At 63.4% G+C, this 26,032-nt stretch carries 25 protein-coding genes; 8 read left to right on the top strand and 17 right to left on the bottom strand.

The window, feature by feature from the left end; all coding sequences use genetic code 11:
* Positions 1 to 54: 54 nt before the first annotated feature.
* Together pepF and truA are read right to left on the bottom strand one after the other, a co-directional pair.
* On the bottom strand, positions 55 to 1,845 hold the full coding sequence (pepF, locus tag C444_RS15585) for an oligoendopeptidase F (RefSeq protein WP_004593962.1): 1,791 nt from the start codon (positions 1,843 to 1,845) through the stop codon (positions 55 to 57).
* 45 nt (positions 1,846 to 1,890) lie between these two features.
* Positions 1,891 to 2,718, bottom strand: coding sequence for a tRNA pseudouridine(38-40) synthase TruA (truA, locus tag C444_RS15590; RefSeq protein WP_004593963.1), 828 nt, complete (start codon positions 2,716 to 2,718; stop codon positions 1,891 to 1,893).
* 95 nt (positions 2,719 to 2,813) lie between these two features.
* On the opposite strand from truA, the gene C444_RS15595 reads away from it, so the two are divergent.
* A complete protein-coding gene (locus C444_RS15595) occupies positions 2,814 to 3,320 on the top strand; it encodes a GNAT family N-acetyltransferase (protein WP_004593964.1) in 507 nt (168 codons plus the stop codon).
* A 68-nt stretch (positions 3,321 to 3,388) separates the two neighbouring features.
* Here C444_RS15595 and C444_RS15600 read toward each other — a convergent pair whose 3' ends face one another.
* The 6 genes from C444_RS15600 to C444_RS15625 form a co-directional block, all read right to left on the bottom strand.
* Complete coding sequence (locus C444_RS15600; RefSeq protein ID WP_004593965.1) at positions 3,389 to 3,811, bottom strand: SHOCT domain-containing protein; 423 nt, start codon at positions 3,809 to 3,811, stop codon at positions 3,389 to 3,391.
* A gap of 1,014 nt (positions 3,812 to 4,825) precedes the next feature.
* Positions 4,826 to 6,133 (bottom strand): histidine--tRNA ligase, encoded by a 1,308-nt coding sequence (hisS, locus tag C444_RS15605; RefSeq protein ID WP_004593966.1) that lies wholly within the window; start codon positions 6,131 to 6,133, stop codon positions 4,826 to 4,828.
* A 159-nt stretch (positions 6,134 to 6,292) separates the two neighbouring features.
* Positions 6,293 to 6,910 carry a DUF7411 family protein gene (locus tag C444_RS15610; protein WP_004593967.1) on the bottom strand — a complete coding sequence of 206 codons (618 nt, stop codon included), beginning with the start codon at positions 6,908 to 6,910 and terminating at the stop codon, positions 6,293 to 6,295.
* The gene (locus C444_RS15615) at positions 6,911 to 7,255 is read right to left on the bottom strand and encodes a DNA-binding protein (RefSeq protein WP_004593968.1); all 345 of its coding nucleotides are present in this window, start codon (positions 7,253 to 7,255) and stop codon (positions 6,911 to 6,913) included.
* 87 nt (positions 7,256 to 7,342) lie between these two features.
* Positions 7,343 to 7,804: a 30S ribosomal protein S19e gene (locus tag C444_RS15620; RefSeq protein WP_004593969.1), complete on the bottom strand. Its 462-nt coding sequence runs from the start codon at positions 7,802 to 7,804 to the stop codon at positions 7,343 to 7,345.
* Positions 7,805 to 7,919: 115 nt separating this feature from the next.
* Positions 7,920 to 8,954: a lysylphosphatidylglycerol synthase transmembrane domain-containing protein gene (locus tag C444_RS15625; RefSeq protein ID WP_004593970.1), complete on the bottom strand. Its 1,035-nt coding sequence runs from the start codon at positions 8,952 to 8,954 to the stop codon at positions 7,920 to 7,922.
* 96 nt (positions 8,955 to 9,050) lie between these two features.
* Here C444_RS15625 and thiL point away from each other — a divergent pair, with 96 nt between their 5' ends.
* Entirely contained in the window at positions 9,051 to 9,917 is an 867-nt protein-coding gene (gene thiL, locus C444_RS15630) for a thiamine-phosphate kinase (protein ID WP_004593971.1), read from the top strand.
* A 30-nt stretch (positions 9,918 to 9,947) separates the two neighbouring features.
* Here the strand turns inward: thiL and C444_RS15635 are convergent, their stop codons facing one another.
* Together C444_RS15635 and C444_RS15640 are read right to left on the bottom strand one after the other, a co-directional pair.
* Positions 9,948 to 11,192, bottom strand: a complete 1,245-nt coding sequence (locus C444_RS15635; protein ID WP_004593972.1) for a site-2 protease family protein — start codon at positions 11,190 to 11,192, stop codon at positions 9,948 to 9,950.
* Positions 11,193 to 11,287: 95 nt separating this feature from the next.
* Positions 11,288 to 11,536, bottom strand: coding sequence for a DUF7123 family protein (locus tag C444_RS15640; RefSeq protein ID WP_004518404.1), 249 nt, complete (start codon positions 11,534 to 11,536; stop codon positions 11,288 to 11,290).
* Positions 11,537 to 11,954: 418 nt separating this feature from the next.
* Here C444_RS15640 and pyrH point away from each other — a divergent pair, with 418 nt between their 5' ends.
* Positions 11,955 to 12,641 (top strand): UMP kinase, encoded by a 687-nt coding sequence (gene pyrH, locus C444_RS15645; protein WP_004593973.1) that lies wholly within the window; start codon positions 11,955 to 11,957, stop codon positions 12,639 to 12,641.
* Positions 12,642 to 14,279 (top strand): lysine--tRNA ligase, encoded by a 1,638-nt coding sequence (lysS, locus tag C444_RS15650; protein WP_004593974.1) that lies wholly within the window; start codon positions 12,642 to 12,644, stop codon positions 14,277 to 14,279.
* Between the two features lie 51 nt (positions 14,280 to 14,330).
* Here lysS and C444_RS22425 read toward each other — a convergent pair whose 3' ends face one another.
* Positions 14,331 to 14,507: a hypothetical protein gene (locus C444_RS22425; protein ID WP_004593975.1), complete on the bottom strand. Its 177-nt coding sequence runs from the start codon at positions 14,505 to 14,507 to the stop codon at positions 14,331 to 14,333.
* A 196-nt stretch (positions 14,508 to 14,703) separates the two neighbouring features.
* Between C444_RS22425 and C444_RS15655 the strand changes: the two genes are divergently transcribed.
* Both C444_RS15655 and argS read left to right on the top strand, forming a co-directional pair.
* Complete coding sequence (locus C444_RS15655; RefSeq protein WP_004593976.1) at positions 14,704 to 16,470, top strand: site-2 protease family protein; 1,767 nt, start codon at positions 14,704 to 14,706, stop codon at positions 16,468 to 16,470.
* Positions 16,471 to 16,518: 48 nt separating this feature from the next.
* Positions 16,519 to 18,258, top strand: coding sequence for an arginine--tRNA ligase (argS, locus tag C444_RS15660; RefSeq protein WP_004593977.1), 1,740 nt, complete (start codon positions 16,519 to 16,521; stop codon positions 18,256 to 18,258).
* A gap of 63 nt (positions 18,259 to 18,321) precedes the next feature.
* Here the strand turns inward: argS and C444_RS15665 are convergent, their stop codons facing one another.
* Positions 18,322 to 19,113 carry an alpha/beta fold hydrolase gene (locus C444_RS15665; RefSeq protein WP_004593978.1) on the bottom strand — a complete coding sequence of 264 codons (792 nt, stop codon included), beginning with the start codon at positions 19,111 to 19,113 and terminating at the stop codon, positions 18,322 to 18,324.
* Positions 19,114 to 19,257: 144 nt separating this feature from the next.
* On the opposite strand from C444_RS15665, the gene C444_RS15670 reads away from it, so the two are divergent.
* Positions 19,258 to 19,956 carry a helix-turn-helix domain-containing protein gene (locus C444_RS15670; RefSeq protein ID WP_004593979.1) on the top strand — a complete coding sequence of 233 codons (699 nt, stop codon included), beginning with the start codon at positions 19,258 to 19,260 and terminating at the stop codon, positions 19,954 to 19,956.
* 52 nt (positions 19,957 to 20,008) lie between these two features.
* Here the strand turns inward: C444_RS15670 and C444_RS15675 are convergent, their stop codons facing one another.
* Entirely contained in the window at positions 20,009 to 20,824 is an 816-nt protein-coding gene (locus tag C444_RS15675; RefSeq protein ID WP_004593980.1) for a MinD/ParA family ATP-binding protein, read from the bottom strand.
* A gap of 313 nt (positions 20,825 to 21,137) precedes the next feature.
* On the opposite strand from C444_RS15675, the gene prf1 reads away from it, so the two are divergent.
* Entirely contained in the window at positions 21,138 to 22,394 is a 1,257-nt protein-coding gene (prf1, locus tag C444_RS15680) for a peptide chain release factor aRF-1 (RefSeq protein ID WP_004593981.1), read from the top strand.
* A gap of 117 nt (positions 22,395 to 22,511) precedes the next feature.
* Here the strand turns inward: prf1 and C444_RS15685 are convergent, their stop codons facing one another.
* From C444_RS15685 to C444_RS15700, 4 genes are all read right to left on the bottom strand, one after another.
* Positions 22,512 to 22,904 (bottom strand): DUF6276 family protein, encoded by a 393-nt coding sequence (locus C444_RS15685; RefSeq protein WP_004593982.1) that lies wholly within the window; start codon positions 22,902 to 22,904, stop codon positions 22,512 to 22,514.
* A 56-nt stretch (positions 22,905 to 22,960) separates the two neighbouring features.
* On the bottom strand, positions 22,961 to 23,653 hold the full coding sequence (locus tag C444_RS15690; protein ID WP_004593983.1) for a V-type ATP synthase subunit D: 693 nt from the start codon (positions 23,651 to 23,653) through the stop codon (positions 22,961 to 22,963).
* 111 nt (positions 23,654 to 23,764) lie between these two features.
* A complete protein-coding gene (cop3, locus tag C444_RS15695) occupies positions 23,765 to 24,517 on the bottom strand; it encodes a cruxrhodopsin Cop3 (RefSeq protein WP_080509720.1) in 753 nt (250 codons plus the stop codon).
* A gap of 93 nt (positions 24,518 to 24,610) precedes the next feature.
* Positions 24,611 to 26,032: an ATP synthase subunit B gene (locus tag C444_RS15700; RefSeq protein ID WP_004593986.1), complete on the bottom strand. Its 1,422-nt coding sequence runs from the start codon at positions 26,030 to 26,032 to the stop codon at positions 24,611 to 24,613.

Here is a 26,032-nt window from a genome sequence, read left to right on the forward strand (position 1 = left end):
GGGTAGGCCGGCGGCTCGAACAGCCGGACGGACAGCGAATCGCTGGTGGCCGCCCTACAGCAGCTCGGCGAACTCGTCGAGGTAGTCGCCGTACGTCGAGAGCGCGGACTCGACGGGGTCCGGACTGGCCATGTCGACGCCAGCATCACGCAGCAGTTCTAGCGGGTACTGCCGGGAGCCGCTCCGGAGGAAGTCGATATACCGCTGGGCGGCGGGCTCGCCCTCTTTCAGAATCCCGTCGACGAGCGCGACGGCCGCCGAGATACCGGTCGCGTACTGATAGACGTAGAACGCACGGTAGAAGTGCGGGATGCGCATCCACTCGCGGGCGATCCGGTCGTCGAGCACCGCCGGCTCGTAGTAGTCGCCCTTGAGGTCCCGGTAGAGTTCGTCCAGCCGGTCGGGAGTCAGCGGCTCGCCGGCCTCGGACATCTCGTGCGTGCGGTGCTCGAATTCGGCGAACATCGTCTGGCGGTACAGCGTCGACCGGAACCGTTCGAGGTACTCGTTGAGGATGTGCCGGCGCAGGCGCTCGTCCTCGACGGTATCAAGCAGATGGTGGGTCAACAGCGTCTCGTTGACTGTCGACGCGACCTCGGCGACGAATATCTCGTAGCCGGAGTAGACGAAGGGCTGCTCCTCGCTGGTGTACTCGGAGTGCATCGAGTGGCCGAGTTCGTGGGCCAGCGTGTACATCGACTCCACGTCGTCCTGATAGTTCATCAGGATGAACGGCTGGGAGTCGTAGGTGCCCCCGGAGTACGCGCCTGACTGCTTGTGTTCGGTCTCGTAGACGTCGACCCAGCGCGAGTCCAGCCCCTCGGCGAGCCGGGACTGGTAGTCCTCGCCCAGCGGCGCGACGGACTCGGTGACGTACTCGCAGGCCTGTTCGTACTCGATTTCGGGCGATTCCTCCTGCACGAGTGGGGTGTAAAGGTCCCACATCCGGAGTTCGTCAGCCCCGATTGACTGGCGTTTGAGGTCGGCGTGGCGGTGGAGCGTATCGAGGTTGTCGTGGACGGTGTCGACCAGCGTGTCGTACACCTCGACGGGAACGTTCGGCCCGTCCAGCGCGGCTTCGCGGGCGGTGTCGTAGTTGCGGGCGCTGGCCATCTTCACGTCCGTCTTGACGGCGTTCTTGTAGGCCGTCCCGACAGCGTTGCGGACGGTCTCCCACTCGTCGTAGAACGCTTCATACACGCGCTGGCGGAAGTCGCGGTCAGGGTGCTTCTGAAGCGTGGTGAAGTTGTTGAGCGTGATCGGCTGCTGGTCGCCGTCCGGGTCCTCGACGGTCGGGAACTCCATGTCAGCGTTGGCCAGCATGTTGTACACCTCGCCGGGCGCGCCGGTGACCTCGCCGAGTTCGGCGAGCAGGTTCTCGACCTCGGCCGAGCGGGTGTGGTCTTTCATCCGGAGCACGTCGTCGAAGTAGTGCTCGTACGGTTCCAGCGCCGGCTCCTCATCGATCATCGCCTCGATATCGTCGTAGTCCAGGTCCTGCAGTTCGGGGTCGAGGAACGAGGCCGCCGAACTGGCCTCCGACGAAAGCGACTGCGAGCGGGCAGTCAGCGCCTGATACGTATCGTCCGTCGTGTCCTCGTCCCGGCGCATCCGGGCGTAGGCGGCGACGTTCGACACCATCCGCATCAGTTCCTCGTAGGTCTCCAGGGTCTCAAGCAGGGTGGCGGCGTCCTCGGTGGCCCGTCCCTCGTAGGCGGACAGGTCCTCGATTAGCGCCTCCGCCTCCTCGTAGGCGGCTTCCCAGTCCTCGTCGCTGGCGTAGAGGGAGGCGAGGTCCCACTTGTACGCCTCGTCGATGTCGCTCCGTGCGGGTACCGAACTCATAGCCCGCTCTTGGGACGGGGCCGAAGTAAGCCTTCGTTTCGGGAGCTACAGCCCGTCGGTGATGTGGTCGGCGACCCGCGCAGTCGCGCGGGCGTTCGCGCGACGGCCTGTGAAGACCGCCCGCGCATCTTCGGCGGCGTCCTCGTCCCGAGTAAAGCTCACATCCGGGTAGGATACATCGGTCAGCACCAGCGGCTCGGGTGGGGCCGGCGGAACCCCGTCGGGGCCGCTGATAGGTTCCGGCGAAAGGACGCGGTCGACTTTCGACAGCGGGGCTGACCCGTCCGCAACGGCCGCCGCGAGCGAGACGAGTCGCCGGACCAATTGGCGACAGAACCCACCGGCCGTGAACCGGACGACGAGGAATTGACCGTCCCGTGTCCAATCGATACCGACGGTCCGCTCAGTTCCAGTATCGTCGGACGTGAGGTTGTGGAAGTCATGTGTCCCAGCGAGCGCATCGACAGCGTCAGCCCACCGCTGGTCGTCGACCGGTCCGGACACGAACCGGTCGACGTCCGTCGGCGCGTACAGGTAGTAGGTGTAGGTGCGTTGCGTGGCGTCGTAGGTCGCGTGGAAACCCTCGGTGACATCGGCGCTTGCCCACACCCGAACGTCGTCCGGGAGTTGGCCGTTGAACACCGCCGGTGAGAGCCACGCTGGCGCGTCGAAGGCGATGGTCTGTGCCCGCGCGGAGACGCCGGCATCAGTCCGACCAGCAGCCGCGTACCGTTCGGGTAGCCCCTCGCCGCGCTCGCAGACACCGAGGCGGACGAGCGCCGAGCGCAGTCGCCCCTCAACGGTGTCGACGTCGGGCTGGCGCTGGAACCCGTGATACGGTCGGCCATCGTAGGCCACGCGATAGGCGCGCATACCGATTTATCGACTGCGAGCCACTTGTCTCACCCGAATCTCAGTCGCTGGGAAGGATAGACGAACTTAGGCATCCTGAGGACAAAGACAGGAGCATGTCCAACGCCGCCGCGGCGGATCACGACTTCCCTCGCCCGCCCGAAACGTTCACCGACCACGACGGGCGGACGGTGACAATCGAGGCCTACGACGGCGACATTGACCCACTGGTGGAGATGTATGCTGACTTCGGGAACGACTCCCGATCACAGGGCGTCCCACCACGGACCGAAGCGGACATCCGCGACTGGCTGCCGAACCTTGTCGACGACGGCCTGAACGTCGTTGTCTGGCACGAGGAGCGAGCTGTCGGCCACGCCGTCCTCGTCCCGTATCAGGACACCTCGGAACTGGCGATTTTCGTCCATCCGGACTACCAGCACGCCGGTATCGGTTCACAGCTCATCCGCGTTTTACTCGGCTACGGGCAGGAAAACGGGCTCGAACGCGCCTGGCTTTCCGTCTCGAACACGAACCACGTCGCCCGAGCACTGTACGAGTCGGTCGGCTTCGAGACGATTGCCAAAGAACGCGTTGAGATGGAGATGGAACGGGCGCTCTGACCGGACTGGCTCAGGAACGGCCTCAGGCAGGGATAGTGGTCAGACGAAAGTAGTGTTCGGACTCGATCTCATTCAGTTTCGAGGCTGACTTCTCTGTTGGTTTCACGGAGCTCGTTTTCAGTTCCGCTGTTCGCCGAGAGCGATTCGGTTTCCAGCAATCGATCCAGTCGCCGCTCGAACTCGCTGTCCGTCAGTTCACCGCGGGCGTACCGCTCCCGGAGCTGATTGACCGGGTCCACCGTCGGTTCCGCTGCGGTGGTCGCATCGGTTCCGTCCATCTCCGACTCGCCTTCCGGGGGTTCGATCATCGGCAGTTCCGATCCCAACAGGGCGACGAGGGGTGCCAGGATGAACCAGCCGAGGATGATCGACAGCGGTGTGAGCACGTTTCCGAGGCCGGCCGCCCCTCCGAGCATGGCGACGCCCGTCGAAACGATCACGATAGTCGCGACGAGCTTCCACCTCGGGAGGGCGATGGAGGGGAGCTGCATGTCGACTACTCAACACGGCAGTCGCAAAAAATTACTGTCACAATCCGACTGATAGTATTTAGTAAGTGAAAGGAAGTCGCGAATAGCCAGAAAGCCCTCGCGTTCTCAGCTTTGGTTCGCGGTTTCACCGCTCAGCAAGACGAGGGACAGCCGGTCGCTTGAGCCATGCGAACGGACGCTTCACGCCCGTAAGCAGAGACCGCAGCGAGTCCCCCGAGTTTAGCCAGAGCGAGAGAAGAGCTTCGCGGCAATCGGACGCTTTGCGTCCGATGACAGCCAGGGTTTTCTGGCTCTTTTCAGTCTCCATTACTGCCGTAATACAAACCAGATTGAGTCTGCTGATTAGACAAAAGAAAGCATCCAAAAGGTACGTATCAGTCTTTGAGAATAATTGAATATGCGTCACACAGAGGTGGTCCTTGTTGTGATTGTTTGTAGTGTAGCCCTTGCGGGCTGTACTGTGCCCTCTGGTGGTCAGGCATCGACGACATCGGAGATGTCCACTGAGGAAATTTCGACTCCTGAGAGACAATTCAATCTATCTAAAGCAAAGGACCGTGCATTAAACGCAGAGACAAATCACGTGAAGTCCCGTCTCCAAAATGCCAGTTGTCTCGATAACTGGGATATAAATTCATTCGCCGGTGGACCCAGTACAACAGTCTTAGACCAAACAGAGCAGGGAGTTATACTCAAAGTCAAGCGCCCATATTCCACATCAAAAGGCAGGGCGGTCACTGATACGGCGACTCATGCACGCTACTTCCTGAATAAAACTCGGACGGAGAGACTGTCCGGTGATAAAATTAAACCCTGTTGAGTTCGCAGGTCTGCTCTTACCATAGTTAGACGTGATTGGTAGGCAACTAAGTCATCGTAGCTGGCTTCACCGTTACTTTCAGGGCAGAACGTGTCGTTTGTAGACGGAAGACAATCCATACTTCCCGTGCAATGGTGGTGGGTAAAACCGGTGGTGCCTAATAAAATGAACACCGCCAACCGACTCGGTTGACGCTACTCCGCGAAGTCCTCGAACGTCGGCCGGTCGTGGTCGCCGGGGAACTCGGAGAGCGGGACGCTGATCTGCTCGCCGTCATCCATTTCTTTGAGCGTCACCTCGTCGTTTTCGAGATCCTGCTCGCCCACAATGACGACCGTCTCGGCATTGATACCGTCGGCGTACCCCATCTGTGCCCCGAAGGACCGGTCAGCAACGTCGCTCTCGACAATGTGACCCCGCTCGCGCAGGTCGCGGGCGATGCGGGCCGCGGTCGGGCGCGTGTCGCCGACCTGCAGGACGTAGTAGTCAGTCGACAGCTCCTCGGCAGGCCAGACGCCGGCGCGCTGGCAGAGGAGTTGGAGCGTGGCGTGGCCGGGCGCGAACCCAACGGCCGGCGTCGGCTGACCGCCGAACCCCTCGATGAGATCGTCGTAGCGACCGCCGCCGAACACCGAGCGTGACACCTCGCCCGTCGAGTCGAAGCACTCGAAGACGACGCCGGTGTAGTAATCCAGCCCGCGCGCAGTCGTCAGCGAGACGGTGAGGTGCTCGCGGACGCCGAAGTCCTCGGCAGCGTCGAGTACCGCCCGGAGGTTGTCGGTCGCCGCGCGGACGTCCTCGGAGCCGGTAAGGTCCGCGAGCGTTTCGATTTCCTCGGCATCGATCTGCAGCATCTCGTCGAACGTGTCGGCCTGCCCGTAGTTGAGCCCCGCCTCGACGAGCGCGTCGAGGTAGTCGTCGTGGTCGACTTTCGCCCGCTTGTCGACCGCACGAATCGCCTCGGGCACGTCCACGTCCGCCCCGAAGGACTCCAGCACGCCCGCGAGGATGTCACGGTGGGAGACACGGATTTCGAAGTCCTCACCCGTCAGCCCGAGGTCGGTGAGCATGTCCACGGCGACGGCCAGGATCTCGGCGTCGGCCGTCGGCTCCGCCGACCCGAAGATGTCGACGTTGGTCTGGTAGAACTCCCGGAACCGGCCCTGTTGGGGCTCCTCGTAGCGCCAGAACGGCCGCGTCGAGACCCACTTGATGGGTTTCGAGAGCTCCTGCTGCTTGGCGACGAACATCCGCGCGACGGTCGGCGTCAGCTCGGGCGTGAGCGCGACCTCGCGGCCGCCCTTGTCCTCGAAGCTGTACAGTTCCTCGACGATCTCCTCACCGCTCTTGTCGACGTACATCTCGGTCGGTTCGAGCGCCGGCGTGCCGATCTCCCGGAAGCCGTAGCGCTGTGCGACGTCTTCCAGCGTGTCCATGGCCCACCGCCGAGCCTGCATCTCCTCGGGGTAGAAATCGCGAAAGCCCTTGACGGAGTCGTACATACCCGCGCCTACAGCGAGCGCGCGCTTGAACCTGTTCGTTCACGGCTAGCATCAGAAGGAGACCGAGGAACAACAGCCATCGGAACAGAATCGAACAGTCAGAAAGTCCCACCTAGTCGGTCGTGTCACCCACAGATCCGGTTCGGCTGTGTCGCCTGCCTACTGAAGCCCACACACGCGAGACTGCGTATGCTCGGGGAACACATCGGCCACAGCCTCCTCGCCGTAGCGGTCCCGCAGTATCGCACGCAGTTCGACCTCGTAGTCGGCCTTCGGAATCTCGGCACTGGGGCCACTCTCGACGACGAGCCGGTCAGCGGCCATCGCGTCGACAGCGCCGCGGCCGATGCCGGCCAGCGGCGCGAGGTAGTCCACGTCGAAACGGTCCTCGACGCTCTGGGCGAGCGGGCGCTCGATGGTCGGCACCCGGTCATCGCGGCGGGTGCCGTCGGCGACGGCCGCAAGCGAGCCTATGCCGTCGGTCTCGGTGACCCAGTCACCGCGGGCGACGGTTTCGACGGCGTGTTCGTGGACCCGCTGGATGCCGTTGCGGGGGTAGCCGTCGTCGTGCATCTCCTCGACAGCCTCGTGGGCCACGTCCGGGTCAAGGTCGACCGTCACGTGATCGAAGCCGACGGCCGACGCGCTCTCCCGAGCGGGCTCGGTGTCACGGACGCCGAATGAGCCGCTGACGAGCGTCACGTCGTAAAAGGGGTCGAGCAAGAGCGCCGCCAGCGTCGAGTCTTTTCCGCCGCTGTACAACAAGGCACAGTCCATCTACCGGCGCTTGATGTCGAAGCTCTTGGAGTCGGGGGTCAGCTCCGAGAGGAGTTCCTTCATCTGATCCTCGTCGATCTGGCCCTGCACGCGGCCGCTCTGGGCCAGTGCGACGACCTGCTGTTCGATCTGTTCGCCGACCTGCGGTTTCGACATCTTGACCGTGTTGAGCCGCTTTCGCGCCCCGTCGGTCAGGTTCTGCTTGAGAACCGCCTGCTTCTGGGCGTCGGCCTGCTGTTTGGCCGCCTCCTGTGCCTCGCCGTCATCGCCCTGCTGTTCCTTGAGCTGTTCCATCTTCTTCTTCCGGAGTTCTTCGAGTTCCTCCTCGCTGGGGTCGCCACTCATAGTTGTCTCAAAGTACTGGAGTCGGTCGGAAAACGATTTCGGAGCGGGGGCTGTGAGCCAGCTGAAAAACAGCGAGAAAGCCGTCAGTTACGCGTAGCGTTCGAGCTCCGGACGGTCGAGTTCCGTCAGGAGGTCGCCCGCAGTGTCGTCGAGAAGGCTGCGGCCCTCGCCGGTGACGCGGCGGCCATCGTTCTCGCTGGTCTCGATGTAGCCGGCGTCCTCGAGCTGCTGGAGCGCGGTCCGGATGATGTTGCCCGAGCCCTTGGTCTTGTGGTGGGGGCGGACGCGGTAGCGGGTCGTGCCCTGCTTCGAGGTCCCGTACTCGGAGCGGAGGGCGTTGACGCCGACGGGACCGTCGACGGCGACCTTCCGGAGGAGGCTGGCAGCGCGTCGCGTCCAGAAGTCCTCCTGCTCAGGTGGGAGTTCGCGGTCGACACCGGTCTTGGTGAACTCGATCCAGTCCGGCGCTTCGATGTCGTCTTCGTCTGCGAGCGTCTCCGTGAGTGCCTCAATGAGTTCCTCGGGGGGAACGTCGTAGAGTGTAGCCATTGCAGATTTCTTTCCGTCGCCGTCATTTAAACGCGTCGTTCGCAGTCGGCGGGCGTGAACCGTTCACTCGCCCATAGGGCAGCGATGTCTTCACTCCCATTGTGAATCCTAGACGTCACCCTTCAGGCGAGGCGGCCCGGTCCACACCGAGGGCTGCGGCGACGCCACCGCCGATAACTGTCGGCAGCAGGTAGCTCCCGACGCGGTGGATCAGCACTGCCGACGTGGCGACGGCGGCCGAGATCGGTGCCGTCGAGACAAGCAGCGTCACGAGTACCGTCTCGATAGCGCCCGATCCGCCGGGAAGCGGCACGATGCTGGCGATACTCGCGACGGGGACGACGAGCAGGACGACTTCGGCCGACACCGGCGTTCCAACGGCGTACAGCGACGTCCACAGCGACGCCGACAGGCAGGCCCAGCCAAAGGCCGAGAGCCCGAAGGTCTGGAGGACTGTCCGACGGTCGGTCGCGATGCGTTCGATGGCCGAGAAGAACCCCGCGATTCGTGACTCCAGGTTGGCCGCGGACGGTGGCGACCACCGGGGCACGACTTTCGACACCGCGGCGAGGGTCGGTGCCACGCCGCGGATGACGGCTGCCTGGACTCGGTACCGGTGTCGCCAGCCGAGGACGGCGGCGATGGGGATACCGACCGCGAGCACCGCCACGGCGACGGCGGCAAACGCCAGGTTTCGGGTCAACTGGACGGCACCGGCGGCGACGAACGTGAAGCCGACGATGGCGTACCCGACCGACGGAAGGAAGTGGACTGTGTCGACGGTGGCGATAGCCGCCAGCCCGGTCTCGTACTCGGTGTCGGCGGCCGTCGATATCAACAGCGCGCTCAGCGGCTCGCCGCCGGCCTGGCCGAAGGGCGTAACGTTGTTCGAGAACACGGCGGCGACGAACACGAGCACGGCTGTGTGTGGGGCTACTGGTGCACCGAGAGCCTGCAGGACCGTCCACAGCGCCAGCCCCCAGGAAACGAGCCATAGTATGGCGATGCCTGCGACGGCGAGAAGCGCCCACAAGTCCGCCGTCGCGAGCGCGTCCAGCGTCTCGTCGATGCCGACGAGCCACACCAGCCCCGCGAGGACGACGAGCGTCGCCGCGAACCCGACGACCGTCGCCATCCGGTTCCCATCCATGTGGATGGGATTGGCAGTCTCCGGTTTCAACCCACCGACCCTGTCCCGCCGACCGATACCCCCGAGGGTTTTGCCCCGGGACACCGACGACGGGGTATGGACGAGCGGGCTGCACTCGCCGACCTCGCCGACCGGCTTCCCGACGCGGGCGACGACTGCGCTGTCGTGGACGGGCAAGTCATCACGACAGACATGCTCCACGAGCGGACGGACTTCCCGACGGGGACGACCCGCTACACGGCCGGCTGGCGTGCTGTCGCGGCCTCGCTGTCGGACGTTGCGGCGATGGGGGGCGAGGCAACGGCGGCGGTAGCTGCCTACGGCGCGCCGTCGTTCGATGCGGAGGAACTCGCAGCGTTTGTCGACGGTGCACAGGACGTGTGTCACGCGGTCGGTGCGGAGTACGTCGGTGGCGATCTGGATAGCCACGACGAGTTCACCGTCGCGACGACAGCAATCGGCTCCACACCTGACCCGGTCCGGCGGTCGGGCGCTTCGCCCGGTGACGCGGTCTGTGTCACCGGAACGCTCGGCCGGTCAGCTGCCGCCCTCGAACTGTTCGACCGGGGCGATACCAACCAGGCGAACGAGCTATTCCAGTTCGAGCCTCGTGTTCGTGCGGGCGTCGCGCTGCGACCGCATGCGACAGCGATGATGGATTCGAGCGACGGGTTGGCCCGCTCGCTGCACCAGTTGGCCGAGGCCAGCGGCTGTGGCTTCGCTATCGAGGAGCCACTGCCGATAGACGCGCAAGTCGACACGCTCGCGGAGACGCCACAGGAACGCAGAGAACTGGGTGTGTTCTTCGGCGAGGACTTCGAGCTGGTGTGTACGCTGCCCGAATCCGACGTGCCCGAAGCCAGAGCGGCAGTACCGTGCTCGCTCTATCGGATCGGCACAGCCACCGGGAACGGCGTGACGCTCGACGGCGAGGCGCTTCCAGACCGGGGCTACTCTCACTGAGAGCGTTCCGTCCGCGACGCGAGCTACCGGTCAAATCGCGCTGATCTCGAACGGAACCGGCGTGAAACAGGCCAGCCCAAGCAGGAACGTAAACAGGCCAAGCAACGCCCGCCGTCGGTCCAGCGTCGTGTCCACGGTTGGGCGGGCTGGACCGGCGTAGGCGAGCCCGGTGGCGAACAGGCCCCAGAACACCCACAGGCCCCAGACGCCGAAGCCGACCGGCGGCGGGTCGCGGGTGAAATACAGGTACCCGGCGAGTGCGAACAGTGCGCCGGGCACCGCAGCGGCGACGGTCTCCTGACGCTGTCCGACGATAGACCGAACGATGTGGCCGCCGTCGAGTTGGCCAACCGGGAGCAGGTTCAAGAACGTGAAGAACATCCCGGCCCAGCCAGCGAACACGATGGGGTGAACCGACTCGCCGGGGCCGATCTCGGTCCCGAGCCCCAGTGCGTTAACCAGAGCCTCAAGCGCCTGAAACAGGAGCGGATAGTTGAACGTGATGATGACGCCGGTGTCGCTGTTTGCCACACGTTCTGGAACCGTAATCGGGTCTATCGAGAGGCCGATGACGGTGACGATTGTCGTCGCGACGAGGCCGGCCAGCGGACCGGCGACGCCGATGTCGAACAGCGCTGTCCGGTCGGGGATACGGCCCCGGATGTTGATGACCGCCCCCATCGTACCGAGATACGACGGGAACGGGATAAAATACGGAAGCGTCACGTCGACGCCGTGGTAGCGGGCCGCGGCGTAGTGACCCAGTTCGTGGATGCCGAGCACGCCCAGCATCGCGACCACGAACGGCCAGGCCTCGAAAATCCGAAGGGGGTCCTCGGCAACCGGAATATAGTACCAGGCGGTCGCGCCGACGTACAGCGTCGACGCGATAGTCGCAAGCAGGAGCCCGATATTGAGCCACGGGACGCCGGAGTCCGTATCCATGGGTTCCGCAATCAACGCGTACTGGTTCTGGCGTGCGTTCAACGGACCATTGGGAGTAATTGGATCATCGGCGTCCGGATCGCCGACGACAGGAGTGCCGCCATTGCTCGTAGTGGTTGCTGCATCGCCGGATTCGGGATCGAGTTCTTCGAGCCGAACGTCGTAGCCCTGCTGTCGGAACACCGGCCTGAGTTGCTCAGCAACGGCGGCCGGTGGCACTAGCGGGTCGCCAATATATTTGACAGTTCCGTCCATCCGCCGCACTGACGAGACGGAGAACACGCCGGCCAGTCGGTCAGTCGACGGCGGGTCGGCGGCGGAGCCACTCATCGACTATCTGTAAACGATGCGGGCACAAATACTCCGCGAACGATCACATGGGTAGCAGATACTCCGTCCGAAAACTGTTCACGGGGACCGGTCGCCTACGCCGGCTCAATACGCCAGGTGGTCGCGCTCGTGTACGACCACTTTTCGACATTGATCTCGGACGCGCTGTCCTTGAGCTTGACCATCAGGGCACCGATCTCTTTCGGGGAGAGACCGACTTCGTCAGCGATGAACTTGCTCTTGAAATACATCTCGCCGTCACTTGCCTTCTCTGCGAGGAACGACTTCAGTCGCTCTTCTTTGGAGGGCTCTTCCTCGCCGGAGGGCGTTGCGGTAGCGCTCATCTTTGTCACCTCACTTCTTCGTAACCCCGCCGGGAGTATATAAAGGAAGGAACCTTCAGGTCACTTCGGTCACTTTCAGGACAAATCGAGCTAAAACGCATTTTTTACGACCGTTTCAGATTCTTTTAGACGTTTTACAAAGCCTTCTAAGGCCATAAATGAGTACTGGTCTCGTGGTGGTTTGAACGGTCTGTGAAAGAGAGATATCACCCTCTGTAGCCCCAACAAACAGCATAATTCACTGGTAGAACAGCAGATCCGTCAGACGTGCGTCAGCACGTCCGGCACACGTCATACGGAGATTCCAGCCGTGTGCAGCCGACAGCGGTCGCTGTGGGGACCAGAAGGAACCGAGTATATAGACGGCAGCCAGTGGGCTTGACAACCCTTAAGAGTGCATCGCGGTTACGGCGGGCTAATGAAAGTCGTCGTCTCCATTGGCGGAAGCGTACTGGCCCCGGATCTCGACGCGGACCGGGTCGCCGACTACGCCGACGCCATCCAGTCGCTCGATGCACAGGGGCACACGCTCGGGACCGTCGTCGGTGGCGGCCCGACCGCACGCGATTACATCGGCTCTGCCCGCGACCTCGGCGCGAACGAGATCGAACTCGACCAGCTCGGCATCGCCGTCACGCGGCTGAACGGCCGGCTACTCATCGCGGCTCTGGATGACCGCGCCGCGCCGACGCCCGCGGAGAGCTACGACGAGGGCCGGGAGGCCATCCGTCGCGGAGACATCCCCGTTCTCGGGGGCATCGTCGCCGCACAGACCACCGATGCCGTGGCGGCTGCGTTCGCGGAGTACGTCGGCGCTGATCTGCTCGTCTACGCGACATCGGTTCCGGGCGTCTACGACGCCGACCCGAACGAGGACGACGACGCGACGCGGTTCGACGAACTCGGCGCGGACGAACTCGTCGACGTGATTGCCGACATCGAGATGGACGCCGGCAGCAGCGCGCCGGTCGACCTGCTGGCCGCGAAAATCATCCAGCGGTCCGGTATCCGGACGATAGTGCTCGACGGCACTGACCCCGAACGCGTCGTGCGCGCGGTCGAAGACGGCGAGTACGAAGGGTCCGAGATACTCCCGGAGGCATAGATGGCGGAAGACCCCTACGAGGTCGGCCGCGGCGGTTCCCGGGCGTTCTGGGCCGACTCCGTCGCCGACGCCATCGAGGCACGGGACCCCGACGAACCAATCGTCATCAAGGGCGGCGTCTCCCCGTCGGGCGTCCCCCACATTGGTCACTTCAACGAGATTATGCGGGGCTACTACGTCGCTGAGGCCCTGCGTGACCGCGGTCACGAGGTCCGGCAGGTGTTTACCGCTGACGACAAGGACCGTCTGCGGGCGGTTCCCCGCCAGCTCGCCGACCTCGACTGGAACGTCGTCGGTCTCGGCGAGGTCGACGCCGGCGCGCTCGGGCGGAACCTCGGGAAACCATACACCGACATCCCGGACCCCTTCGGCTGCTGTGACTCCTATGGCGCACACTTCACGACGCTCCTGCGGAAAAGCGCCGAACTGGTCGGCGTCGACGTGGAGTTCGTCTCGAACACCGAGCTGTACGCCGACGGCGAGTTCGAACCCGTGACCCGCCGCGTGCTCGAACGCGCCGACCGGGCCCGCGACGTGCTCGCGGAATACCAGAACAAAGTCGACGACGACTACGTGCCCTTCCTCCCCCAGTGTGCCGACTGCGGGAAGATCACCGAGGGCGTCACGGCGGTCGATCTCGACGCCGGCGAAGTCGAGTACGTCTGTGAAGACGTCGAGGCCGGCGACCAGACCATCGAGGGCTGTGGGCACGAGGGCACAGCAACGCTCCGGGACGGAAAGCTCCCGTGGCGCTTCGAGTGGCCCGCCCAGTGGGAGATCCTGGGCGTCGACTTCGAGCCGTTCGGCAAGGACCACGCGGAGGGGTCCTGGCCCTCCGGCGAAGACGTCGCCGAGAACGTGCTTGACATCCAGCCGCCGGTCCCGATGGTGTACGAATGGTTCACGCTCGACGGGGAGCCGCTCTCCTCCTCCTCGGGCAACGTCATCACCGTCGACGAAGTGCTCGACATCCTCGAACCGGAAGTGTTCAAGTACTTCTTCGTGAAGGACCCGCGGAAGCAGCGGGATTTCTCCGTCGAGAACGTCGACCAGCTCGTCGACGAGTTCGACCGCTTCGAGCGGCGGTACTTCGGTGACGCGGATGGGAGCGAGGATGAGGTGGAACTCGCCGAGCGAGCCTATCCGATGGTCGTCGACGAGCCAAGCGAGGAGCAGGTCCGTATCCCCTACACCTTCGCGGCCGTACTCGGGATGACCGACGACCCGGAACAGCGGGAGCAGATCGCCCGGAAGGAGGGCCACATCCCGGACGACGCGCCGGATTGGGCCGTCGAGCAAGCGCTCGCCCGCGTCGAACGCGCCCAGGAGTGGGCCAGCCTGACGAACAACGAGTTCAACTATGAGCTCAAGCGAGCTGAGATGCCCGACGTGTCCTTCGACGACGCGACGGCAGCCGCGCTGGACGAACTGGCCGACTTCATCGCCGAGGGCCACGACGGCGAGGCGATCCAGTCTGAAATCTACGAGACGGCGAAGCGAAACGACATCGACATCAGTGAGTTCTTTTCCGCCGGCTACCGGCTGCTGTTCGACGATACCGAAGGTCCACAGCTCGGGACGTTCATCGCGAAACTGGACCGGGAGTTCGTCGTGGAACGCTTCCGCCGGAACGAATAGGTCGGAGTAGGCGAGTCCTACCAGTCCGTATCGCCCTGTTGAAGGTCATTTTCAGGGCGACTGTTCCTGCGTGTCGACCCGCTCGAACATCGGGCCGAGTCGCTCCTCGTAGCATGGCCGACAAACGTACACATCGAGCACGCCGGCCTCGCTGTGGATATGAATCACGGTATGGACTGTCGCATCGAACGGGACCGTCTCACCGCAGATACCACAGGTTTCTGGCATTGGTCACACCGAACTGTCATACGTCCTCATGGAACATAGAAGGAGAGGATAGTACAACCCCGTGTCGTCGCAAACTGGACCATGATCCCGCCCAGCGGCAGGGCAGAACAGGCGACAGACGGCGGTATCGAAACGAAATCACAGCGCCGTGGCACAAACCAAACCCTCTTGCTTGGCTACGCCTAGTTCCGGGTAAATGGTGAGTACGCTGACGTGGGTCCTCGCGGGCCTTGTCGCTTACACCCTCCTCGCGATGGCGCTGCGGACCCGCGGCGTTGTCCCCGAATATATTCGTTTTAGCGGCCCGATTACGACAATTCACACACAGAAGGGCAAGGCCGTGCTCGACTGGCTCGCGCGTCCCAAGCGGTTCTGGCGGGCCTGGGGGAACCTCGGCGTCGGGTTCGGACTCGTTGTGATGGTCGGCTCCTTCCTCCTCGTCGCCCTCGGGGCCTACCAGGCGCTCGTCAACCCACAGCCCTCCGCGCTGAACGAACCCCGGAACGCGCTGGCGATTCCCGGCGTGAACGACTTCCTCCCGCTGTCGGTCGCGCCCGAGATCGTGCTCGGATTGTTGCTCGGCCTCGTCGTCCACGAGGGTGGCCACGGATTGTTCTGCCGTGTCGAAGACATCGATATCGAGTCGATGGGGCTTGCCCTACTGGCTATTATCCCCATCGGCGCGTTTGTCGAACCCGACGAGGACGAACTCCTCCGCACCGACCGCGGCTCCCAGACCCGGATGTACACGGCCGGTGTGACCAACAACTTCGCGCTCGCGATCATCACGCTCCTGTTGCTGTTTGGACCAGTCGCCGGTGCTGTTGCTGTCGTTGACGGTGTACCGGTCGGGAGCCCGATCAACGGAACCCCTGCTGCCGATGCGGGCATCGAGTCGGGCGACGTCATCACGGCAGTCGACGGCCAGTCGGTCGAGAACCAGCAGAAGCTCGAATCGGTGTTAGCCGAAAGCGATGCACAGACCGTCGAGGTAGCCCGTAAAGACGCCGAAACCGTCACCGTGGAGCGGTCCGTCGTCGTCTCGGCGGCCCTTCAGAGCGCGCCGATCGGGACCGGTGAGACGATTGTCTCGGTCAACGGGACCGCCGTGGCGACCGGCAGCGAGTTCGAGCAGGCGGCCCGGGACCACCCCGTTGCGACACTCGAAACCGAGTCTGGAGAGACTGTCACGACTCCTCTGGGTGCGTACGTGCTGGTCGCCGAGAACGGCCCGCTCGCCGGAGATGGGGCCCCGAGCGGCGAGGGCATGATCATCACCGAAGTCAACGGGGAACGAACACACAGCGGGGCGGCGCTGATGCAGGCCCTCGAGGGCGGTGAACCCGGTGACCAGGTGACGATCACCGGCTACGTCGATGGAGAACGTGAAACCTACGAGGTCACGATGGCCGAGAGCGACCAGGTGGACAACGGGATCATCGGCGTCAGCATCCAGCAGGGCATCAGCGGCATCCAGGTCAGCGACTTCGGCATCGACGCCTACCCCGCCGCCGCGTTCCTCGAATTCCTCGGCGGGTCGCCGGACACCCCCACGTCTGTCTCCGAGTTCTCGTTCGCCCAGCGGATCTTCAGTACGCTCTTGCTCCCCTTCATCGGCGTCGCCGGCGGCTTCGGCTACAACTTCGCCGGCTTCACCGGGATCGCGACGAACTTCTACACGGTCCAGGGACCGCTCGGGGCGCTCGGAACGACGCCGGTGTTCCTGCTCGCGAACGTCCTGTTCTGGACAGGCTGGATCAACCTCGTCATCGGCCAGTTCAACCTCATTCCGACGTTCCCGCTCGACGGCGGCCACATCCTCAGGGCCGCGACTGAGTCGTTCGTCTCGCGGCTCCCCGTCTCTGACGGGCGACGGGTGACGACGGCCGTCTCCATCGCGATCACGGTGTCGATGATCAGCGGCCTCCTGTTGATGGTGTTCGGCCCGCGGCTGCTGACCTGAGAACGGGGTTTCGTTAGCCATTTACTCCCCGCCGCGAAAGCCGGGCGTATGTTCCTGCAGCTCCGTGCGGAGGTCGAGGACGCCCTCGCCGACGCACTCACAGCCCTCGACCTGCCGGCCGAGGACCTCGGTATCGAGGAACCCCCGGAGGACGTCGACGCCGTGCTGGCGTCGAGCGTTGCCTTCCGGCTGGCTGGCGAGGTCGGTACCGCACCACCAAACGTCGCCAGCGACATCGCCGAGGCGATTGACCATGACGACCTCACCTACGTCAGCGACGTGACGACACAGGGGCCGTACGTCAATTTCCTCCCGAGCGAAGCGTACTTCGCTGAGACCCTGCAATCGGTCACGGAGAGCGGGTTCGGCCGGCTTCCCGACCGCGACACCAGCGTCGTCGTCGAACACACCTCTGCGAACCCGACCGGCCCGGTCCACGTCGGGCGAGCGCGAAACCCCATCATCGGCGACGCCGTCGCCCGTGTACTCGATTACGCCGGCTACGAGGTCGACCGCCACTACTACGTCAACGACGCGGGCCGGCAGATCGCGGTGTTCACCTGGGCCTACGAGACCTTCGACGAGGACGACCTGCCCGAGCCCGAACGGGAGTCCCCCGAGTACGAGATGGTCCGGTACTACCGCAAGGGCAACACTGTCCTCGAAGACGGAGACCCCGACGAAGTCGAGGCGGCTGAGTCCGAGATCCAATCTATTCTGCAGGGCCTGGAAGACGGCGACGAGGAGACCTACGAGCGCGTCGCCGAGGTCGTCGACACCGTGTTGGGCGGGATGCAGACCACGCTCGGCCGCCTCCCGGCGGAGTTCGACGAATTCGTCAAGGAGACGCGGTTCATGCGCAACGGCGATACGGACGACCTGGTCGACCGGCTGCAGGAACTCGACTGCGCCGTCTACGAGGAGGACGCCTGGCAGCTGGACCTGCCTGACTTCGAAAAGAACCTCGTGTTCCTGCGCTCGGACGGCACGTCGCTGTACACCACTCGGGACCTGGCCCACCACGAGTGGAAGTTCGAGAACTACGACCGCGCCGTCACGGTCCTGGGCGAGGACCACAAGCTGCAGGCCGACCAGCTCTCGGCAGCCCTAGAACTGCTCGGCAACGATACCGACCAGCTCCGGCAGGTGTTTTACTCCTGGGTGAACCTCCCGGAAGGCGGAATGAGCACGCGCGAGGGGACCGGTATCGACCTCGACGACCTGCTCGATGAGGCTATCGACCGCGCGCGCGAAGAGGTCGAGTCCCGGCTGGACGACCGGACCCGCGGCGACCTCGACGAGGACGACATCGACCGAATCGCCCGCCAGGTCGGTATCGGGGCGGTGCGCTACGACATCGTCTCGAAACAGCCGACGAAGGGCATCACCTTCGAGTGGGACCGCGCGCTGGACTTCGAGGCCCAGTCCGCGCCCTACGTTCAGTACGTCCACGCACGTTGCTGTGGCATCCTGGGCGACGTGGAGACCGACATCCCCGACGAGCCCGACCTCGACCCGCTGTCGGAACCGGAGGAGCGCGACCTGCTCCGCGAACTGGCCCGATTCCCCGCCGTCATCGAGGCGGCGGCGGATGACCTGACGCCCCACACCGTCGCCACCTACACCCGCGACCTCGCCGAGACGTTCAACGCATTCTACCGGGAGTGTCCGGTTCTCGACGCCGACCCCGAGACCCGCGCCGCGCGGCTGGCGCTCGTCGACGGGACCCGGACGGCCATAGCGAACGCGCTCGACGCACTAGGCGTCGAAGCGCCGACTTCGATGTAGGTCCGGCCCACGTCGGGTATCCAGTATGACAAGCGAACGCAGAGAATCAGTCCGGCTGGCTGGCTATTTTTCGAGGAACGCGTCGACTTCAGCTGCGATCAGTTCAGGTGCCTCAGCCGGGCCACTGTGGCTGACACCATCGAACTCGACGAATCGACTACGGGGCAGTGCATCGTGTACGTTTCGGGCACTCTGCCGGAGGAAATCCGGACCGTCGGTGCCGGATAGAACGAGAGTGGGTGCGCCAACGTCGAGACGGTCTGGGAGTCGGTACTGTTCGACAGAGCGGTTCATCCGGACTACCTCCTCGGCGAGGGCCACACAGTCGGGCCAGACGGGCCACTCCGCAAGCCAGGCGTCGAGGTCCTCGATACCGTCGGGGTGCAGAACCTGTTCGATGTAGCGTTTCACCGCTTCCTCCCGTTTTCCGCCCTGTATGAGCGACGCCATTCGGTCGGCGAGGTCGGCGTCAGCCCGGTATTCGCCGGGCAGTACTGCCGGTTCGTATGCGACGACCGCTTCGACTGACATAGTCGTCGCGGCTTCGATAGCAGTGAGTGCACCGTACGAGTGGCCGAACAGGATCGGGTCTCCGTCGACGGCTTCGACAAGGGCCTGAACATACCTGCTCTCGCGGTCCAGTACCTCGTCGGCACTCGTTTCCGCAGCGGAGTCGAGACAGGTCCCGAACCCCGGTCGCTGGGGGACGACAGCGCCGTATCCCTCGAACGCCGGTACGACCGGTCCCCAGTACTCAATGGGAGCCATCCCGCCGTGCAGGAGCAGGAGTGGCTGGCCGTCGCCGTAGCGCTCGAACTCGACGTCGATCTCATCTGTCGATTGTGTTGGTTGCATACAACAATACGGTCGAGCGCCGTCGGGCTAAGCCGTTCTCTCAGTGATTGGGCCGTTTAAATGGGGGCGTCGAAAGCAGGCCGGGCAACCATGCCGATGCGCTGTTTCGACAGGCGCTTCAGCATCGGCAACGAGCGATGCCGTATGGGGCTCATTGCAGAATTTCAGATAGACTGCGATGCGTTGCCGCTCGTGTCGGTTGCAGAGACGGTCCCCAAAGCGTCAGTTACCCTTTCCCTCCAGTACAACCATGGGCGTCGTCCGCTGTTTATTGTAACCGTGACGGGCGGGTCCAAGCAGACCATCGAGCGGGCGTTCACTGATGCCTACGACGTTCAGGAGTGGACGTGCATCGGTACGGCCGGTGACACCCGACGGTATCAGGCGATGCCGGCGCTGAGCTTCGAGGAGCAACTCGGCGGCCAAATCAACGACTTAGACGGACTCGAAGCACTTGCCACGGCAGACGCCATAATCGAACGGATAACCGTGACCGCGGATGGGTGGGAGCAAATGGGCTGGTTCGCCGACAGAGCGGCGTTCACCGAATTTTCCTCGTTCTGGCAACGGAACGCGGAGTTCGGACTGGAGCGGCTGACTCGGGATGCGGAGCCGAAGTCGCCCGGAAACGGGCTCACTGACAGGCAACTGGAAGCGCTACGGACGGCATACGAAATGGGGTATTTCGAAATTCCACGACGTACATCGCTGGACACCGTGGCCGGAGAACTGGACATCTCTGCGTCGTCACTCTCAGAACGACTGCGCCGGGCACAGACCCAACTGATTCAGGAAACGGTCGCAACGCTGTGGCCGCCGCTTCCGGAAACCCAGAAGCAGTGAAAACGGTCGGAACAGCGGGCTGCAACTGGAACAGCAGGCGGGCGCGGAAATGTCAGTTAAAGAGGCCAAACACGCCGCCGGAGTCCTCGTCGTCGGCATCGGAGTGGTCGTCGGTGTCTTCAAGGAACCACTCATCGTCGAGTATCGTCTCGATATCCGCTTCGGGGCTCTCGCCACGGAAGAACACACCCTCCAGCGCCTCGGTCAACCGCTGGTAGGCGTCTGCAGCCGTACTATCGGGGGCGTTGAGTACGAGCGGTTCCTCGGTCGTCGCCTGCGGGTCGTCCGGAATGACCGCAAGGAGCGGGAACTCCATCTGCTCGGCGATGGCCGCGACATCAGTGTGGCGGGTCGCGCGGTTGATGATCGAACCGAGGACGGTCCCGTCGATTCGGTTCGCTAGCTGGGCCGTTTTGACCGTATCACCCACCGCAACGTCGTCGGGGGTCGTGACGAGGACGATTCCATCGGCCAGCCCGAGGGGCACGGCGACTTCGTGGCTCAGTCCAGCCCCGGTGTCGATCAACACCACGTCGTAGGCATTTCGGAGCGTCTTGATGACTTTCCTGAGCTTTGCGGGATCAGCGTCCGCGAACGCCTCAAGCGACTGTTCGCCCGGAATCACCGTGAGCCCTCCTGGCGCATCAGTCAAAGCCTCACTCACGGCAGCCTCGCCAGCCAGAATCTCATGGAGGCTCTTATCGGGCTCTACAGAGAGCATCGAACCGAGATTCGCCATCCCCAGATCGGCGTCGACGACGGCCACGTCGTAGTCCATCTCCTGCAGGACGGCCCCGAGATTGACCGCGGTCGTCGTCTTTCCGACGCCGCCCTTGCCGCCCGCAATCGTACACACGTACCCCGCCATAGTCTGATTGCTTGGGTACAATGCAGGCAGTCATATAAATGCGACTGTCATTTGTCGAACCGCTACGTGACGGACCCCCCGGATGAGTCAGGAACACAGCCACTCAGATCATCAGACGGTCACGTCTGCTATATCGACCGTCCCACTTCGCCGCGCAGTTGTGCCGGAACTCTTCGTTTCGCTCCCGTCCGTCACGACTCCCGTTGGTCGCCGTTCCGGTTCGAGACCCCTCGCTCCGCTCGGGCTCTCGCTGCTCGCGCGCCCTTCGCTCCCTGTCAACAGGTTCTTACGCCACCTCGGCCAACATAGAGTAATGAGCGAGCAGCAGGAACAGGAACAATCTGACAAGCAGAAATACGAGTTCCGGAAGGTCATAGAGGAACTCAAGGGGTACCAGGGCTCGGGAACCCAACTCGTCTCTATCTACATCCCCGAGGACAAGCTGATCAGCGACGTCGTCGCCCATGTCACCCAGGAGCACTCCGAAGCCTCGAACATCAAATCGAAGGACACGCGGACAGCGGTGCAGGACGCACTCACTTCCATCAAGGACCGGCTCCGGTACTACGACGTACGGCCACCCGACAACGGACTGGTCGTGTTCTCGGGCGCGTTCGACACCGGCGGCGGCCGGACCGACATGGTGACGAAGGTCCTCGAATCCCCGCCGGACCCCATCGAGTCGTTCCGCTATCACTGTGACTCGGAGTTCCTGACCGAGCCGCTAGAGCACATGCTGGCCGACAAAGGCCTGTTCGGCCTCGTCGTGCTCGATCGGCGCGAGGCCAACGTCGGCTGGCTGAAGGGCAAACGCGTCGAGCCCGTCAAGTCCGCCTCCTCACTGGTCCCGGGCAAACAGCGGAAAGGTGGCCAGTCCGCACAGCGTTTCGCCCGCCTCCGACTGGAAGCCATCGACAACTTCTATCAGGAGGTCGCGGGGATGGCCAACGACCTGTTCGTCGCCGACCGGCACGAACTGGACGGCATCCTCGTCGGCGGTCCCTCACCGACGAAAGACGAGTTCCTCGACGGCGACTACCTCCACCACGAGCTACAGGACATGGTTCTGGGGAAGTTCGACGTGGCCTACACCGACGAGTCAGGGCTGTACGACCTCGTTGACGCGGCCGACGACGTGCTGGCCGAACACGAGATGCTCCGGGACAAGGAGCTCATGGAGGACTTCTTCAAGCAGCTTCACAACGGTGACAAAGCCACCTACGGCTTCGACCAGACGCGCCAGAACCTCAACATGGGCGCGGTCGAACAGCTGCTCATCTCCGAGGACCTCCGGAAAGACGTGGTCGCCTACACCTGCGAGAACGGCCACGACGAGTATGATCTCATCAACAGCAGCGCCGGGACTGACGACCATGAGTGCTCCCGCTGTGGGGCCACCGTCGACGCCGAGGACGGCGAGCGCGAAGACGCCATCGACCACCTGATGCAACTGGCCGAGCAGCGCGGCACCGAGACGGTGTTTATCTCGACTGACTTCGAAAAAGGTGAACAGCTACTGACCGCGTTCGGCGGTGTCGCTGGTCTGCTGCGCTACTCGACTGGTGTCTAACGCGACCGTTCTCTTACTGCTGGTCCGTCTTCGTGAAGACGGTGTCATGATCGATGCCACGAAGCACGCTAGACCATTGCCGTCTGCTGTAACTCGAGAAACTGGCGATTTGCCGACTCAAAGCAACTGTTCGAGTTGCTGACGGCGACGGCCGAGGTCAACGTGGGCTGCCTCACCGTAGCTGGCGTCGAGTCGGTCCAGAGCCAACAGCGGGTCAACGCCCTCGCGCTCGATTCGCTCCAGCAGCGCAGTGATCTCTTCACGGTGCATCGCAAGCGAATCGAGCAATCCGACGAGCAACACCAGCGGGACCGCTGCGCCATCGGCATCGGGAATTGCACCGTCGAGTTCCGTGAGATCAGGCACAGCAGCGGGCGGCTCCGTCTCCGGGTGAAGCGCCAGACAGGCTCGGCAGACGCTAGCCCCCGGTGCGTCTCCGGGGAGAAATTGCTGGAGGTCAGACGGAACTGGGAACGAAACGAAGTCACCACCGCAGTCGGGACAGGACATACTCAAGCACGAACGGGAAAGCGCAAAAACGATACCGGTCAGGACGGGCTTCCTGTTCAGTCGTCAGCAGTGACTGCTTCGGGCTCTTCTTGTGCTTCCTCTTCAGCCGCGAGCGCGTCCTCTTCTTCTTCCTTCTTGGCTTTGATCTTCTTCATGCGGAAGATCTCTTCGCGCTCCTGCTCTTCGAGTTTCTGCTCGATGTACTCCTGGTTGTCGTAAAGGTCGGGCAGGAGTTTGAATTCGAGGGCGTTGACACGGCGCTTCGTGGTCTCGATCTCTTCGAGCATCTTCTTCATCGCCGTCTCGACTTCGGCGGCGAGGATGATATTTTCGAGCAGTTCCTCGTAGGCCTCGGCTGCTTCGTCGATGCGGGCCGAGGTCCCCATGACACCGTACCCACGCTCGTCCAGTGATTTCCGGACCTTGCTGGACTCGATCTGCGGGACGACGACGCCCATGATGTTCTTGGACTGGGTCGTCAGTTCCGGGTGTTCTTTCAGTGCCGCGGCGGCCCCGCGGACAGCCACGTCGCCCTCCATCGCCCGGGCCATGTTGATCGCGCGCTGGGCCCGTTCGTAGGAACCGTCGAGGTCTTCACGGACGTCCTGTGCCTGGTCCAAGATGTCCATGAACTCCATGATGAGGCCGTCACGCTTCTTCTCCAGCGTGTCGTGCCCACGCTCGGACAGCTCGATGCGGTCCTCGATCTGCATCAGATTCTTTCGCGTGGGTTTGACGTCCTTAGCCATTACGGGTCCTTTTTCGACGTAGGCAGTTAACGGTTTCCAGTTATTACGGTCCGCGCACCGCCGCTATCGGGCTGGCAACAAAAAACGAGGTCGTCGAACAGCAGTCGGTTGTTAGTCGGCCGTGGCCGTCGCGCCGGCACCAGTCGTCTCGGCCGCGCCATCGAGCACGCCGTGGCTCCGGAGCAGGATGATACCGAAGCCGACCTTGGCGGTCAGGTCGATGACCATGAAGCCGGCCGTCTCGATCCCGATACCGACGAGGCCGAGACCCTCAGTCCCGATGAGCCACCACACCGGGTACACCAACCACACGACGGTTACGAGGTTCCGTAGCGTCTTGAAGGTGCTACGCGTGTCACTGGGCAGGTCTGCGACCCGACCGGACAGCGAACTGAACAGGAAGTACAGCAGGACCAGCAGGAAGGCGGTACTGATACCCCACCAGACCAGCCGTTCCGCGCCGGCCGACAGCACACCACTGCCTGCGCTCAGCGTCGCGACCAGTCCGGTCCCGATCATCAGCACGTCGAGGCTGACGAGCGAGGCGATGGTGTTGCGGTCTGCCCCCGCAAGCAACCCGAGGTCGTACAACAGCAACGGCGTGGTGAACAACCAGTCACTGTATCGCGCCCAGTAGATGGGGTGCTCCTCGCCGGCGAACTCGACGATCGTCAACCCGAAGCCAAGCGCCATCGCGAGGTAATTCACGAACGCGATTGCCGTGATCAGTATTGTCGCGATGTAGAACTTTTGCCGCCGGCTGTCGGTTTCACCCCAGCCGCGCCCGATGAAGTATAGCATGCCGAGGAACATGCCCGCTGTACCTAACCACAGCCATATTGCTTCACTCCCTGGTTCTGGCATAGTGCACTTTATCCTAGGTAGTCAACAGTAAACAGTCGCATACCCAAAATATGAGGTAAAAATTTCGGCCAGCCGTAGAATGTAGGCCCGTTGTCAGGCTTCGGCTTCGACGGCTTCGGCGGTCTCGTCCTCGCGGTAGTGCTCCTCGATGAGGTCCTCGTCGATGCGGTTCAGCGCATCTTTCGGGAGCATCGAGAGCAGGTCCCAGCCGAGTTCGAGCGTCTCGTCGATACTGCGGGCCGTGTCGGTGCCCTGATCGACGAATTCTTCCTCGAAGCGGTCGGCGAAGTCCAGGTACTTGTTGTCCAGTTCCGACAGCGCTTCGCGACCGACGATGTTCACGAGGTCGCGCAGGTCTTCACCTTCCGCGTACGCGGCGAAGATCTGGTCTTTCACATCGGCGTGGTCGGCGCGGGTCAGCCCCTCGCCGATACCGTCGTCCATCAGCCGTGACAGGCTCGGCAGGACGTTGATTGGCGGCTGGATGCCCTGGCTGTTGAGGTCCCGATCGATGTAGATCTGACCCTCGGTAATGTAGCCGGTCAGGTCCGGAATCGGGTGCGTGTCGTCGTCGCCCGGCATCGTCAGAATCGGGAGCTGGGTCACGGAGCCCTCGCGGCCCTCGATCCGACCGGCACGCTCGTAGAGCTGTGCCAGGTCGGTGTACATGTATCCGGGGTAGCCACGGCGACCCGGGACCTCCTCACGTGCGGCACCGATCTCGCGCAGCGCCTCACAGTAGTTGGTCATGTCCGTCAGGATCACCAGCACGTGGTAATCCTTCTCGAAGGCGAGGTACTCGGCGGTCGTCAGCGCCAGCCGCGGCGTGATCGTCCGTTCGACGGCCGGGTCGTCTGCGAGGTTCATGAAGACAACGGAGCGTTCCAGCGCACCGGTACGCTCGAAGTCGTCCATGAACTCGTTTGCCTCTTCGGCCGTGATACCCATCGCACCGAAGATGACGGCGAACTCGGACCCTTCGTCGTCGTCGCCTTCCTCCTCCTCTTCCGGCACCGTTGCCTGTCGCGCGATCTGGAGCGCCAGGTCGTTGTGTGGCAGGCCGGAGGCGGAGAAGATCGGCAGCTTCTGGCCTCGGACGAGCGTGTTCATGCCGTCGATGGCTGAGACACCCGTCTGGATGAACTCTTCAGGGTACTCCCGGGAGAACGGGTTGATTGCCTCGCCGACGATGTCGCGGCGTTCGTCGGGGACGATCTCGGGGCCACCGTCGATGGGCTGGCCGGTCCCGTCCATGACCCGCCCGAGGAGGTCCTCGGTGACGGGCATCTTCATCGTCTCGCCGAGGAAGCGAACCGAGGCATCGCGGTCGATACCTTCGGTGCCCTCGAACACCTGAATGGCGACGTAGTCGCTCGCGGATTCGAGCACCTGGCCACGGCGGGTCTCGCCGTCGCTGAGCTCGATTTCGACGATGTCGTCGTAGCCGACCGGTTCGTCGGTCTCGACGAACACCAGCGGTCCGCTGATCTCCGTGATTGTCTGATACTCTTTCAT

Source organism: Haloarcula japonica DSM 6131 (assembly GCF_000336635.1).
In the GTDB taxonomy this organism is placed as follows: Archaea; Halobacteriota; Halobacteria; order Halobacteriales; family Haloarculaceae; genus Haloarcula; species Haloarcula japonica.